The 14,487-nt window shown below is 63.0% G+C and carries 9 protein-coding genes and 2 riboswitches; of the genes, 5 read left to right on the top strand and 4 right to left on the bottom strand.

The features are described 5' to 3' along the window. Positions 1-433 precede the first annotated feature (433 nt). The 3 genes from gcvP to gcvT all read right to left on the bottom strand — a co-directional run bounded on the left by gcvP (position 434) and on the right by gcvT (position 5,012). Positions 434-3,340 carry an aminomethyl-transferring glycine dehydrogenase gene (gene gcvP / locus CD932_RS19305; protein WP_094444366.1) on the bottom strand — a complete coding sequence of 969 codons (2,907 nt, stop codon included), beginning with the start codon at positions 3,338-3,340 and terminating at the stop codon, positions 434-436. Between the two features lie 100 nt (positions 3,341-3,440). Then, on the bottom strand, positions 3,441-3,821 hold the full coding sequence (gcvH, locus tag CD932_RS19300) for a glycine cleavage system protein GcvH (RefSeq protein WP_094444365.1): 381 nt from the start codon (positions 3,819-3,821) through the stop codon (positions 3,441-3,443). A 69-nt stretch (positions 3,822-3,890) separates the two neighbouring features. Next, the gene (gcvT, locus tag CD932_RS19295) at positions 3,891-5,012 is read right to left on the bottom strand and encodes a glycine cleavage system aminomethyltransferase GcvT (protein ID WP_094444364.1); all 1,122 of its coding nucleotides are present in this window, start codon (positions 5,010-5,012) and stop codon (positions 3,891-3,893) included. A 79-nt stretch (positions 5,013-5,091) separates the two neighbouring features. Further along, positions 5,092-5,197, bottom strand: a riboswitch (glycine riboswitch). 26 nt (positions 5,198-5,223) lie between these two features. Then, positions 5,224-5,310: riboswitch (glycine riboswitch) on the bottom strand. Positions 5,311-5,512: 202 nt separating this feature from the next. Here gcvT and CD932_RS19290 point away from each other — a divergent pair. Further along, positions 5,513-6,073 carry an ATP-dependent Clp protease proteolytic subunit gene (locus tag CD932_RS19290; protein WP_094444363.1) on the top strand — a complete coding sequence of 187 codons (561 nt, stop codon included), beginning with the start codon at positions 5,513-5,515 and terminating at the stop codon, positions 6,071-6,073. 87 nt (positions 6,074-6,160) lie between these two features. On the opposite strand, the gene CD932_RS29460 is transcribed toward CD932_RS19290, so the two are convergent. After that, positions 6,161-6,730, bottom strand: a complete 570-nt coding sequence (locus tag CD932_RS29460) for a hypothetical protein (RefSeq protein ID WP_254926673.1) — start codon at positions 6,728-6,730, stop codon at positions 6,161-6,163. On the opposite strand from CD932_RS29460, the gene CD932_RS19280 reads away from it, so the two are divergent. The 4 genes from CD932_RS19280 (at position 6,690) to ligA (ending at position 14,465) form a co-directional block, all read left to right on the top strand. Then, the gene (locus tag CD932_RS19280) at positions 6,690-7,316 is read left to right on the top strand and encodes a phosphatase PAP2 family protein (protein WP_254926672.1); all 627 of its coding nucleotides are present in this window, start codon (positions 6,690-6,692) and stop codon (positions 7,314-7,316) included. The genes CD932_RS29460 and CD932_RS19280 overlap by 41 nt on opposite strands. Before the next feature lie 110 nt (positions 7,317-7,426). Then, complete coding sequence (gene smc / locus CD932_RS19275) at positions 7,427-10,960, top strand: chromosome segregation protein SMC (protein WP_094444361.1); 3,534 nt, start codon at positions 7,427-7,429, stop codon at positions 10,958-10,960. Further along, a complete protein-coding gene (locus tag CD932_RS19270; protein ID WP_094444360.1) occupies positions 10,957-12,108 on the top strand; it encodes a cell division protein ZipA C-terminal FtsZ-binding domain-containing protein in 1,152 nt (383 codons plus the stop codon). The genes smc and CD932_RS19270 overlap by 4 nt, the downstream gene beginning before the upstream one ends. Before the next feature lie 14 nt (positions 12,109-12,122). After that, a complete protein-coding gene (gene ligA, locus CD932_RS19265; protein WP_094444498.1) occupies positions 12,123-14,465 on the top strand; it encodes an NAD-dependent DNA ligase LigA in 2,343 nt (780 codons plus the stop codon). The last annotated feature ends 22 nt before the right edge of the window (positions 14,466-14,487 follow it).

The following is a 14,487-nucleotide window of genomic DNA, read 5'->3' as shown; positions in this document are numbered from 1 at the left end:
GCTCGGCAAGGCGCGGCGGGAAGGAGGACGCGTGCTTGCCGGGATTAATTGTCGATGCAGGATCGACTACTGTCACTGGAACAAGTACCCACGTGGGACTCCGTAAAATGAATAATGCACGCATGATAAAAGTGCGCGCAGGCAACGTCAAGCAAAGATTGATTACATTGCCGAAGCGTAATGTAGCGAGCGGCATGGACGAACTGCCATGGAGTGCTTTCCGAGTTGCAAAGTATCCGAGTGTTGCTGTGCGGTGAACAACAGAGCAGCAAGCAGGCTGTGTTTCATGAAGTCTTTCAGTTGGTTAAAGAGATTGAATCGACAACGAAATGGTCTGGCAATGATAGGGGAAACGCTGACCGTCAATAAAAAAGGCAGGCCCATGGCCTGCCTTCAAGTGCGTCAATACGCCCGCTTTGGCGGGTAGCGCCGATTACGCTTCTTCGTACGAACTGATCGGCGCGCAGCCGCAGAACAGGTTGCGGTCGCCGTAGACGTTGTCGGCACGGCCTACCGGCGGCCAGTACTTGCGCTCGCGCAGCGAGGCGACCGGATAGGCGGCCACGCTGCGGCTGTATTTGCGATTCCAATCGTCGGCCAGCAATACCTGCGCCGTGTGCGGCGCGTTTTTCAAGGGGTTGTCGTCATGGTCGAATTCACCGCTGGCGACCTTGGCGATCTCGTGGCGTATCGCGATCATGGCGTCGATGAAGCGGTCCATCTCGACCTTCGATTCGCTCTCGGTCGGCTCGATCATCAAGGTGCCCGGTACCGGGAAGCTCATGGTCGGCGCATGGAAGCCGAAGTCCATCAGGCGCTTGGCCACGTCTTCGTTGCTGATGCCGGTGGCGTCGGTGATCGGGCGCAGGTCCAGGATGCACTCGTGGGCGACCAGGCCGTCGTGGCCCGTGTACAGCACCGGGTAGTGCGGCGACAGGCGGCGGGCGATGTAGTTGGCGGCCAGAATCGCCGTTTCGGTCGCTGCCGTCAGGCCTTCGGCGCCCATCATGGCGATATACATCCACGAGATCGGCAAGATGCTGGCCGAGCCGAATGGCGCGGAGCTGACGGCGCCTATGCCCGCATCGTAGGCGTCGCGCTGGTAACCGGAAGAGCGCTGGTTCGGCAGGAATTTCGCCAGGTGGGCGCCGACGCCGATCGGGCCCACGCCTGGTCCGCCACCGCCGTGCGGGATGCAGAAGGTCTTGTGCAGGTTCAGGTGCGACACGTCGCCGCCAAACGAGCCGGGAGCGGCCACGCCGACCAGCGCGTTCATGTTGGCGCCGTCGATGTAGACCTGGCCGCCGTGCGAGTGGATAATCTCGCACAGTTCCTGGATGCCTTCTTCGAACACGCCGTGGGTGGAAGGGTAGGTGACCATCACGCAGGCCAGGTTGGCGCTGTGTTTTTCGGCCTTGGCTTTCAAGTCCGCCAGGTCGACGTTGCCGTTGGCGTCGCAACTGGTGACGACCACCTGCATGCCGACCATATTGGCCGACGCCGGGTTGGTGCCGTGCGCCGACGAGGGAATCAAACAGATATTGCGGTGGCCTTCGCCGCGCGATTCGTGGTAGGCCTTGATCACCAGGAGGCCCGCGTATTCGCCCTGCGAGCCGGCGTTCGGCTGCAGCGAGACGGCGGCGTAGCCGGTCAGCGCGCACAGCATGTCTTCCAGTTGCGCGATCATTTCGCGGTAGCCCACGGTTTGCGCGTCGGGCGCGAACGGGTGGATATTCGAAAACTCGGGCCAGGTCACCGGAATCATTTCGGAGGTGGCGTTCAGTTTCATGGTGCACGAACCGAGGGGGATCATGGTGCGGTCCAGCGCCAGGTCCTTGTCTGCCAGGCTGCGCAGGTAGCGCAGCATTTCGTGTTCCGAGTGGTAGCTGTTGAAGACCGGATGCGTCAGGTAAGCACTGGTGCGCACCAGGTGGGCCGGCAATGCGTTTTCCACGGCCGCTTCCACGCTGTCGAGATCGGGCGCGGCAGGCGCATTGGCCACGCCTTGCGCAAATATGGTCCACAGCAGGGCGATATCGTCGCGCGTGGTGGTTTCGTCGAGCGACAGGCCGACGTGCTGGCCGTCGATCTTGCGCAGGTTGACGCCGTGGGCAATCGCGGTGGCGTGCAGCTGGTCAGCGTCGGCGACCTGGATCGTCAGGGTGTCGAAGTAGGTCTGGTTGACCACCTTGTGGCCCAGCGTTGTCAGGTTGGCCGCCAGCACGCCTGTAAAGCGGTGCACGCGCCTGGCGATCTGCAACAGGCCCACCGGGCCGTGGTAGACGGCGTACATCGAGGCCATCACGGCCAGCAGCACTTGCGCGGTGCAGATGTTCGACGTGGCTTTTTCGCGGCGGATATGCTGTTCGCGCGTTTGCAGGGCCAGGCGATACGCCTTGTTGCCTTGCGCATCGACGGTCACGCCGACCAGGCGGCCCGACATATTGCGCTTGAAGGCGTCGCGGGTGGACAGGTAGCCGGCGTGCGGGCCGCCGAAACCGAGCGGCACGCCAAAGCGCTGGCTGTTGCCGACGACGACATCGGCGCCCCATTCGCCCGGAGGCGTCAGCATGGTCAGGGCCAGCAGGTCGGCCGCGACGATCACCATGGCGCCGCCGGCGTGCAGTTTTTCGACGCCGGCGCGGTAGTCGCGCACCACGCCGTTGACGCCAGGGTATTGCAGCAGCACGCCGAAGCACTCGCCCAGCGCGTCGATTTCAGCAGGATCGAACATACGCACCTCGATGCCGATCGGCAGGGCGCGCGTCTGCACCACTTCCAGCGTTTGCGGCAGCACGTCGCTGGCCACATACAGCACGGTCGACTTCGACTTGCCCACGCGCTGGATCAGGGTCATCGCTTCGGCGGCGGCCGTGCCTTCGTCCAGCATCGAGGCGTTCGCGATGCCCATGCCGGTGAGGTCCGTGATCACTTGCTGGAAGTTCAGGATCGCTTCCAGGCGGCCTTGCGAAATCTCCGGCTGGTAAGGCGTGTAGGCGGTGTACCAGGCCGGGTTTTCAAAGATATTGCGCAGCACCACGCCTGGCGTGAAGGTGTTGTAGTAGCCCTGGCCGATCATCGATTTCAACACCTGGTTCTTGCCGGCGATGGCTTTCAGGCGCGACAGGGCTTCCTGTTCCGGCATCGGCTGCGAGTAGGCGCCCAGCGGCAGCGCGCCCTGGTTGCGGATATTGGCCGGCACCAGCGCATCGATCAGCGCGGCGCGCGAAGCGTAGCCCAGGGTGGACAGCATGGCTTCCTGTTCGGAAGGGGATGGGCCGATATGGCGGGCGATGAAGGCATCGCGTGCTTCGAGTTGGGTCAGGCTGGTGCGGGTCATGGTATAGAGGCCAAAAAGACTGAAAAAACCGGGGGGCGCGGCGCGCAGGCGCTGCGAAAAAAGCAGACGGGCCTTTGAAGCGGCCCGTCGTCAAGCGCGATTACTCGCCGGTGGCGGCGCCATAGGCGGCGGCGTCGAGCAGGCCGTCGAGCGAGGCCGCGTCGGCTGGCTTGATCTTGAACATCCAGTTGGCGTAGGCGTCGGCGTTGATCGATTCCGGCGCGTTGACGACATCGTCGTTCACTGCGGTGACTTCGCCCGAGACCGGTGCGTAGATGTCGCTGGCGGCCTTGACCGATTCGACCACGGCGGCGTCGTCGCCGGCGGTGAAGGTGGCGCCGACGTCAGGCAGTTCGACGAACACGATGTCGCCCAAGGCATCCTGTGCGTACTCGGTGATGCCGACGGTGACCGTGCCGTCCGCTTCCAGGCGCACCCATTCGTGGGAGGCGGTGTACTTCAGGTCTGCAGGAATGTTCATGTATGGCTCCAGATGGTAAATGTTCGGTTATTGGTGATGTTTGATCGGTCGGTGCGCACGCTCTATACGTTACGCAACCAGGATTTTACCGTTGCGCACGAAAGGCAGCTTGACTACCGATGCGGCCAGCTGTTTGCCGCGGATTTCCACGTGCACGGTATCGCCCACGTTGACGCCGTTGGGCAGGCGCGCCAGCGCGATCGCTTCCTGCATCGACGGGCTGAAGGTGCCGCTGGTGATTTCACCAGCCTGGTCGCTGCCGGCCACGATGACTTTCTGATGCGCGCGCAGCACGCCGCCTTTTTCACGCAGGATCAGGCCGACGAATTGCGCGTTCTGGCCTTGCGCGATCAGTGCCGCCTTGCCGATAAAGTCGCGTTCGCTGACCAGGTCGATGGTCCAGGCCAGGCCGGCGTCGAGCGGGTTGACGGTTTCGTCCATGTCCTGGCCGTACAGATTCATGCCAGCTTCCAGGCGCAGGGTGTCGCGCGCGCCCAGACCTGCAGGCTTGACACCGGCAGCTGCCAGCGCATTCCACAACGCTTCGACCTGGCTCGCCGCCACGCCGATTTCAAAACCGTCTTCGCCCGTGTAGCCGGTACGCGCCAGCATCACTTCGCCAAATGGCGTGTCCTTGACGATGACGGCGTTGAAGGGTTTGATCGCCTCCGATGCTGCCTGGGTTTCCGGCAACACCTGCCACACCCTGGCGCGCGCGTTCGGACCCTGCACGGCGACCAGCGCCATTGGATCATTCGCGCTGCGGCGCTCGGTAATCGTCAGGCCGCTGTTGGTGGCGCTGTTTTGCTGCTGCATCCATGCCACGTCCTTGTCGGCCGTGCCGGCATTGACCACCAGGCGGAACCAGTTTTCGTTGAAGAAGTAGACGATCAGGTCATCGATGACGGTGCCATCAAGATTCAACATGCACGAGTACAGAGCCTTGCCCGACACTTGCAGCTTGTCGACGTTGTTGGCCAGCAGGCCGCGCAAGAAGGCGCGCACGTTCGGGCCTTCGATATCGACCACGCACATGTGCGACACGTCGAACATGCCGGCGTCGCTGCGCACGGCCTTGTGTTCTTCGATTTGCGAACCATAGTTGACAGGCATGTCCCAGCCGCCGAAATCGACCATGCGGGCGCCGCTGGCACGGTGGGCGTTATTGAGTGGGGTTGCGTTGAGCGTCATTGATTCCTCGGGACGAAGGTGAAAGGGGGGAGTTAACAGCACACGCAATGGCCAAGCCGACCCGGCCTTCCAGCGTGAACATCACCCCCCTGTCCTTGGTACCTGAGAGATTACGGAGAAAAAGCTCCGTGCGCCCCTTCGGTGGACCGCCGGCAGTGCCGCAGTCGCTCTCCAGAGTTGAGCCGCAGCATGGTCATCGCCATCGTTGCGCCTCGCCTGATCGGTCCTTTTGCCTGAGAGTTTTTGGGTAGTGCCCCTTCGGCGGCAACGCGAGTTTGCCCTCTCCCGATCAAGTGGTGGGAATATATGCCAGCAAGGGCTTTCTGTCAATCTGTAAACACCCGGCCAGCATGCACCAAAATGGGGCTTGGGGCCTGATATTTCCTGCGCGCAAGAGTATGCGAGACAGTGTTGCGCACGGTATCAGCAAGACGGCGGCGGCCACGGAAATTTGCTATGCTCAATACCATCATCACCGTCCTTGTCGAAGAGTGATTACCATGAGCGAACCCCATAGCAGCATCGAGCAGCACGGCTGGTTTACCCTGTCCGGCGACGTCAACAGCGACATGGTGCGCCGCGTTTTCAACGCCGTGGCCGACATGACGGAAGACAAGCTCGCCACCGCCCATATCCTGATCCAGTCCAACGGCGGCTACGTCAGCGACGGCATCTGCCTATACAATTTTTTAAGCAAGCTGCCGATCAGGCTGGTGACCTACAACACCGGCGCCGTGGCCTCGATCGCCGTGACGCTGTTCCTGTCGGGCCAGCAGCGCTACGCCAGCGATACGGCGCGCTTCATGGTGCACAAGTCGCATGCCACGGCCTCGCCCGGTGCGCGGCCCGATGCGCTCAGCATCATCGTCGAAGGCTTGCGCGCCGACGACCAGCGTACCGAGCGCATTTTGCGCGGCCATGTGGCTTTGAGCGAAGACCAGTGGCTGGTGCATGCCTATTCCGACCTGCACCTGACGGCGGACCAGGCCTTGACGGTGGGCATGGTCGAGGCGATCCGCGATTTCGAAATTCCCAAGGGCAAGCGTCTGGTCAATATCTGAGCATGCAAACAGGGCCTGTACCGGCGTGCCGGTCCAGACCCTGCTTGCATGATGTGCCTGCCGGCGTCACGCCGTCAGGCAGCGTCATTATATGCCGCTTTTGCTGCCGCTTGCGCCCGACTGCTTGTTGTCGTCGTTTTTATGGCTTTGACGGCCCGCATCCACATGCTGTTCGTGGCTGCCGCCCTGTTTGCTGCCCTGGCCGGGGCTACCCGATTGCTTGTTGCCGCTAGCGGGAGCGCTAGCGGGAGCGCTACCGGATTGTTTTTTGCCTTGATCGCTTTTTTGATTCGAGTTCATCATATTTCCTTTGAGAAATGAAAGAGTCACGAAAAAAATCATCGCCGGAGCGCATCGGTAAAGGGGCGCCAGGGCGTTGCTGCCGGGCTCTGGCTCCCCTTGGCTGATGTGTGCCGGTAAGGCATGATGCGCGGCAAGCATAAGCAAGACCATCGGAACACTCCTTGACGCCGTGTAGGATTTGGCCTGCTTTCTTGATAGAAATATAAGCGACAAATGTAATCGGATGTAATAGTCGGCGCCTGGCTCCTGAAAATCCCCGCGTGTACCTTGCCAGTCATGGCATAGTGCGGCCTGCATATCAATGAGCGTAGTAATGATGAATTGGTGGAACGCGATTTCTTTTGCGGCCGACATGGCGGTGCTGGGGCCTGCCGGGGTGGCCATCGCCATCTGGTTGCTGGTGTCGAAGCAGTGGCGGCTGGTGCTCAGCTGGAGCCTGTGGTACGGCGGCGGCATGCTGCTGGTGGTGCTGTCCAAGCTGGCCTTTATTGGCTGGGGCGTGGGCAGCGTCGCGCTCGACTTTACCGGTTTCAGCGGCCACGCCATGCGCGCTGGCGCCGTCTTCCCGGTGCTGATGTATGTGGTGTTGCAGCGCGCGCCGCGCCAGTGGCGCCATGCGGGCGTGCTGCTGGGCGTGGCCTGCGCCGTGCTGGTGGCGATCGCGCGCGTGGTGGTGCACGCGCACAGCGTGTCGGAGGCGGTCAGCGGCTGCGTGCTGGGACTGGCCATGGCCTTCGGTTTCATGTGGCAGGCGCGCGGCGTGGTCAATTTTGCCGTCAGCCATGCGCTGGCGCTGGCCAGCCTGGCGCTGATGGTGCTCATTACCTTCAAGGCCGAGCCCATGCCGACCGAAGACTGGCTGCAGAAAATCGCCCTCAAGCTGTCGGGCCATGGGCGCATTTTTTCGCGCGCTGACTGGCAACTGGCCGGCCACCCTTGAACATGGGGCGCGCACGGCGGTTTTTTGGCCAGAAAAGACATGGCAAATGGTATGATGGGCCACTTTTTTACGACAGATAACCGCCAGCATAGGCAGGAACTTTAAAACACGTGCGTCTCTCTTCCATCAAGTTGTCGGGGTTTAAGTCTTTCGTCGACCCCACCAATTTCCAGGTGCCGGGCCAGCTCGTGGGCGTGGTCGGACCGAATGGCTGCGGCAAGTCGAACATCATCGACGCCGTGCGCTGGGTGCTGGGCGAATCGAAAGCGTCGGAATTGCGCGGCGAGTCGATGCAGGACGTGATCTTCAACGGCTCCACCCATCGCAAGCCCGCCGGGCGCGCTTCGGTCGAACTGGTGTTCGACAATAACGATGGCAAGGCCTCGGGCCAGTGGGGCCAGTATGCCGAGATCGCCGTCAAGCGCACCCTGACGCGCGACGGCACCTCGACCTATTACATCAACAGCCAGCCGGTGCGCCGGCGCGATATCCAGGATATTTTCCTCGGCACCGGCCTCGGTCCCCGGGCCTATGCCATTATCGGCCAGGGCATGATTTCGCGCATTATCGAATCGCGCCCGGAAGAGCTGCGCGTGTTCCTTGAAGAAGCAGCCGGCGTGTCGAAGTACAAGGAGCGCCGGCGCGAAACGGAAAACCGGCTGCAGGACACGCGCGAAAACCTGCTGCGCGTGGAAGATATTTTGCGCGAACTGAACGCCAACCTGGAAAAGCTCGAAGCGCAGGCGGCCGTGGCCACCCGCTTTCACGCCTTGCAGGCCGACCAGGAAGAAAAGCAGAAGCTGTTGTGGTTGTTGCGCAAGAACGAGGCGCAGAACGAGCAGACGCGCTATTTCCGCGAAGTCGAACAGGCGCAGACCGACTTGGAAGAGCAGGCCGCCAAGCTGCGCAACGTGGAACTGACGCTGGAACAGATGCGCCAGGCGCACTTTGCCGTCGGCGACCGCCTGCATACGGCGCAAGGCCATCTGTACCAGACGAATGCGGAAATCGGCAGCCTGGAAGCGCAGATCAAGTTCGTGATCGAATCGCGCGCCCGCCTGCAGGCGCAGCTGGCCACCTTGACGGCCCAGCGCGACCAGTGGAGCGGCCAGGGCGGCGAGTATCAGGAACAGCTGGAAGAAGCCGAATTCCAGCTCGAAGAGCTGGCCGCCAAGGTCGAGCAGTCGCAGATGATGGCCGAGCAGAAGGGCGAGCAATTGCCCGAGCTTGACGCCGCCTGGCGCGCCGCCCAGCACAAGAGCACGGAATCGCGCGCGAAGATCATGCAGGCGCAACAGCAGCTGGAACTGGAATCGGCGCACCAGCGTAACGCCTCGAATATTCTGAACAGCCTGCTCTCGCGGCGCGAGCGATTGCAGCAGGAAAAAAACAGCCTCAGCTTGCCCGACAGCAGCCATCTGGACAACCTCAAACTGCAGCTGGAGGAAAAGCAGCAGACGCTAGAGGAGCAGGGCTTTTACCTGGAAGAGGCACTGGAACAGCAGCCCAGGCTGGAACAGGAACGCAGCGAGGCGCAGGCCCAGGTCAATGCTGAAACAAACGCCAACGCCCAGCTTGAAGCGCGGCTGTCGGCCTTGAAACAATTGCAGGAGCGCGTACAGACGCAGGGCAAGGTCCAGCCCTGGCTGAAAAAGCACGAGCTCGACACCTTGCCGCGCCTGTGGCAAAAGCTGCAGATCGAAGCGGGCTGGGAAGCGGCGATGGAGTCCATCCTGCGCGAGCGCACCTCCGCCTTGCAGCTGTCCAATATCGACTGGGCCAAGGCCTTCTTTGCCGATGCGCCGCCGGCCAAGCTGGCTTTGTACGCGCCATCGACGGTGCCGCCGCTGCCGCTGCCGCTGCTCGAGGTGCCCGGCCTGAAACCCTTTATCAACCTGTTGAAACTCAATGACCCGGGCTTGCGCGGCCTGCTGCAGGACTGGCTGCACAACGCCTATGCGGTGGAAGACGCGGCCGAGGCCCTGGCCGAGCGTGGCAAATTGCCGCCGGGCGGCTATTTCGTCACGCGTGCCGGTCACGTGGTCACTGCTGGCAGCGTGCGCTTTTATGCGGCCGACTCGGAGCAGGAAGGCATGCTGGGCCGCCAGCAGGAAATCGACAATATCGGCAAGCAGTTGCGCGCCCAGCAGTTGCTGGCCGAAGAGGCGCGCGCGCGTTCGGTGCGAGCCGATGCGGCCGTGGCCGCATCGAGCCGCAACCTGTCCGACCTGCGCCTGCGCATGCAGCAACTGACGGCCGCCGTGCATGGCTTGCAGCTCGACGTGGTGAAATTGTCGGAAGTCGAGGCGCGCTTCAATCAGCGCAGCACGCAGATCGGCACAGACCTGGCGGAAATCGCCGCCCAGGAAGCCGAACAGCAGCAGATCAAGATGGAGTCGGAAGAAAAGTTCGAGCAACTCGACATGGCGCTGGGCACGCTGCAGGAAGAGCATGAAGACGGCCAGACCGACTTTCTGCGCAAGGAGCAGCGCTTGTCCGAAGCGCGCGACGCCCTGCGCGATCTCGAGCGCGCCGCCAAGGACACCGAATACGCGGAAAAATCGCAGCGCACCCGCATCGAGGAATTGCGCCGCAATATCGCCACCGCCAGCACCCAGGCCCAGCAAGTGACGGCCAGCCTGCAGGCGGGCCAGCTGGAACTGGCCAACCTGGAAAGCGGCGCCGCCAACGACGGCTTGCAGGACCTGCTGGAGCGGCGCACGACCCAGGAAAAGGCGCTGGCCGACGCGCGCCATGAACTGGACCAGATCACGCAGCAGCTGCGCCTGCTTGAAGACGCGCGCGCGCAGTCCGAACGCAGCTTGCAGCCGCAGCGCGACAAGATCATGGAAATGCAATTGAAGGAACAGGCCGCGCGCCTGAACCAGGAGCAGTTTGCCCAGCAATTGCTCGAATCGGGCGCCGACGAGGCCGCCCTGACGGAAAAGCTGCACCCGGACATGCGCCCGTCCTATCTGCAGGGCGAAGTGACGCGTTTGACCAATGCGATTGCCGCGCTGGGCGCCGTCAACCTGGCCGCGCTCGACGAGCTGGCGCAGGCGTCCGAGCGCAAGAACTTCCTCGACGCCCAGAACGCCGACCTGACCGAAGCGATCAATACGCTGGAAGACGCCATCCACAAGATCGACAAGGAAACGCGCGACTTGCTGCAAGACACGTTTGACAAGGTCAACCATCACTTTTCGGAGCTGTTCCCGATTCTGTTCGGCGGCGGGCAAGCCCGGCTGACCATGACGGGCGACGAGATTCTCGATTCCGGTGTACAAGTCATGGCGCAGCCTCCCGGCAAGAAAAATGCCACCATCCACCTGTTGTCCGGTGGAGAGAAGGCGCTGACCGCGACCGCACTGGTGTTTTCCATGTTCCGCCTGAACCCGGCGCCGTTCTGCCTGCTCGACGAAGTCGATGCGCCGCTGGACGATTCGAACACGGAACGCTTTTGCCGCATGGTCAAGCGCATGTCGGACCAGACACAATTCCTTTTCATTTCGCATAACAAGATTGCGATGGAAATGGCCCATCAATTGATCGGTGTGACGATGCAGGAGCAGGGCGTATCGCGCATCGTGGCGGTGGACATGGAGTCCGCCGCAAATTTTGCTACCGAGGCACAAGCAGCATGACAGACCTTCAAATTACCTTGTTCGGCGCCGGCGGCGTCTTTATCGTCGCCGTGTTTTCCTACAATAAGTGGCAGGAATACAAGGCCAAGAAAAGCGTCGAGCGCGCTTTTTCGAATGACCACGACGACGTGCTGATGCGCGAAGGCGAGGCGCCGGCTGCTTCCCCTGCGGCAACGGCCGAGCCTGTGCTGCGCCAGGAGCCGCGCTTCGATGCCATGCCGCAGGGCAAGACCGAACCGTCGTTCGGCGCCGCGCCGGCCGTGTTTGCCGATGAGGTGGGCCAGGGCGACACCGCCTACGGACTCGAGGTGGCGCCATCGCCGTCGCAGCAAAACAGCGCCGCCAGCGAACTGGCCACCAGCCTGGTCGACCCGCTGATCGACTGTCTGCTGCCGCTGTCGCTCGAAGCGCCCGTGCGCGGCGAAAAGATCCTGCCGGTGTTGCAAACCCTGCGCCTGGTGGGCAACAAGCCGGTGCACTTCATCGGCCTGCACGTCAATGGCGACTGGGAGCCGATCGCGCACGGCGGCGTTTACACGAAAATGCAGGGCGGGGTGCAGCTGGCCAGCCGCACCACGGCGTTGAACGAACTGGAATACTCGGAGCTGGTCACGCGCCTGCGCGTGGTGGCCGACGAGATCGGCGCCGAGCCGGAAGTGCCCGACATGATGGAAGTGATGGCCGAAGCGCGCAATCTGCACCGCTTTGTCGCCGGCCACGACGCCCAGCTGGGCGTCAACCTGCACACCAATGGCGCGCCGTGGGCGATTTCGACCCTGCTCGTTGCGCTGGAAAAGCAGGGTTTCGACGTGCGCCCCGACGGCCGCTTCGTGATGCCGGACGGCCAGGGCGGCCATCTGTTCTCGCTGTCGACCAATGTTACCCTGGCCGAGGAAGCCACGCCGCGCCTGACCTTGCTGCTCGACGTGCCTTGCGTGGCGCCATCGCGTGACGGTTTCGGCGCCATGGTCGCCTGCGCCCGTTCGCTGGTGGGCCGCCTGGACGCGACCATCGTTGACGATTACAACCAGGCGCTGTCCGACGCGGCCCTGGCCGAGATCGCCGGCCAGGTGCAGGATTTTTACCAGGAAATGGAAGCGGCCGATATTCCGGCCGGTTCCACCCGCGCATTGCGTTTGTTTAGCTGAAGAAGTGCGCGATGATGACTGATTTGAACCATGCCGCCCAACGCGTGCTGGAGTTGACCGCCGAACTGAACCGGCACCTGTACGCTTACCACGTGCTCGACAATCCTACCATTCCCGACGCCGTCTACGACCAGCTGTTCATCGAGCTGCAGGCCGTGGAAGCGTCTCATCCCGAGTTGCGCTCGCCCGATTCGCCCACCTTGCGCGTGGGCGCGGCGCCCTTGCCTTACTTCGAGCAAGTGACGCACGCGGTGCCGATGCTGTCCTTGAATAACGGATTTTCGGACGACGATATCCTCCATTTCGACCGCCGCGTGCGCGAAGGCCTGGGACTGGACGCGCAAGAGGTTGACTACGCTGCCGAAGTGAAATTCGACGGCCTGGCCATCAACCTGCGCTATGAAAACGGACTGTTCGTGCAGGCGGCCACGCGCGGCGACGGCGCCACCGGCGAAGATGTGACGGCCAATATCCGCACCATCCGCGGCATTCCCATGCGTCTGCATGGCGGCAACGTGCCGGCCGTGCTCGACGTGCGCGGCGAAGTCATGATGTTCAAGGCCGACTTTGCCAGCCTCAACGAACGCCAGCGCGCGGCGGGCCAGAAGGAATTTGCCAATCCGCGCAATGCGGCCGCCGGCAGCCTGCGCCAGCTCGATGCGCGCATCACGAATGAGCGCAAGCTGCGCTTTTACGCCTACGGCATCGGCGCCCTGCAAGGCGCATCGATGCCTGCGTCGCACTCGGCGCTGCTGGACTGGTACGTGAAGCTGGGCATTCCCGTGTCGCAAGAGCGCAAGGTGGTGCGCGGCGCCCAGGGGCTGTTTGGCTATTTCAAGGATATCGGCGAGCGCCGTCCCGGCTTGCCGTATGAAATCGACGGCGTGGTGTACAAGGTCGACGCTACCGAAGACCAGCTGGAACTCGGTTTCGTGTCGCGCGCGCCGCGCTTTGCGCTGGCGCACAAGTTCCCGGCCGAAGAGGCGCTGACGGTGGTGCAGGGCATCGATATCCAGGTTGGCCGCACCGGCGCGATGACGCCGGTGGCGCGCCTGGCGCCGGTCTCGGTGGGCGGCGTGACTGTCACCAACGCCACCTTGCACAATGAAGACGAAGTGCTGCGCAAGGATGTGCGCGTGGGCGACACGGTCATCGTGCGCCGTGCTGGCGACGTGATCCCCGAAGTGCTGGCGGTGGTGCTCGACAAGCGCCCTGAACCTGAGCCCTTGCCGTTCAGGATGCTGGCACACTGCCCGGTGTGCGGCTCGCACGTGGTGCGTGCGGAAGGCGAGGCGATCGCGCGCTGCTCGGGCGGCCTGTTCTGCTCGGCCCAGCGCAAGGAAGCGTTCCGTCATTTTGGCGGCCGGCGCATGATGGATATCGACGGCCTGGGTGAGCGCTATATCGATACCCTGGTCGAACTCGGTTATGTGCACAGCCTGGCCGACCTGTACAGCCTGAGCCTGGAAAAACTGCTGGAAATGAAGCTGCGCGCCGACGAGCGCGACGGCTCTACGCCCGAAACCGTGCAGCAGGGAAAAGTGCCGACCAAGTGGGCGGAAAACCTGCTGGCCGGTATCGAAGCGAGCAAGCGCCCGCCGCTCGAGCGTTTCTTGTTTGCGCTCGGCATCCGCCATGTGGGCGAATCGACGGCCAAGACCCTGGCCGAGTGGCTGGGCAGCCTGGAGCGCGTGCGCCATGCGCCGGCCGCCCTGCTGCGCGTGCTGCCCGATATCGGCGGCACGGTGGCCGAGTCGATCGCCGATTTTTTTGCAGAAGAGAAAAACCAGCAGGCCTTGCAAGCCTTGCTGGACGCCGGTGTCACGCCGCAGGGCGAACATGCACCCAGCGCCAGGCTGCGCGATCAGCTCGACCAGGTCAAGCTGCTGGCCGCCATCGGCATTCCCAGGCTGACCGAGCCGCGCAGCCGGCAATTGGTCGAGCGCGGCGCCACCCTGGCCGCTCTGGCACAGCAGGGCGGCGGTTTCCAGGCCGGTTTGCCGGCCGGCGTGGCCGAGGCGCTGGCGGCTTGGCTGCAGGTCGAGGCGAACGTGGAATTGCTGCGTCAATTGAACGGCATGCGCGAGCAATTGCTGGCAGAATTGCCACAACTGCCAGCGGCCGGCGGCAAGTTCGATGGCCAGACCTTCGTGCTCACCGGCACCTTGCCCACCATGAGCCGCGATGCGGCTGCGGCGCTGATCGAAGCGGCCGGCGGCAAGGTCAGCGGCTCGGTATCGAAGAAAACCAATTACGTGGTCGCTGGCAGCGATGCCGGCGGCAAGCTGGCCAAGGCACAGGAACTGGGAGTGGCATTGCTGGATGAAGCGGGCTTGCTGGACTTGCTCGCGCAGTAATCGCCAGCCCCAGCCTCAAGAC

It is taken from the genome of Janthinobacterium sp. PC23-8 (assembly GCF_002250505.1).
In the GTDB taxonomy this organism is placed as follows: Bacteria; Pseudomonadota; Gammaproteobacteria; order Burkholderiales; family Burkholderiaceae_D; genus Janthinobacterium.
The sequence above is the reverse complement of the archived record's forward strand: the minus strand, read 5'-3'. Positions and strand labels throughout refer to the sequence as shown.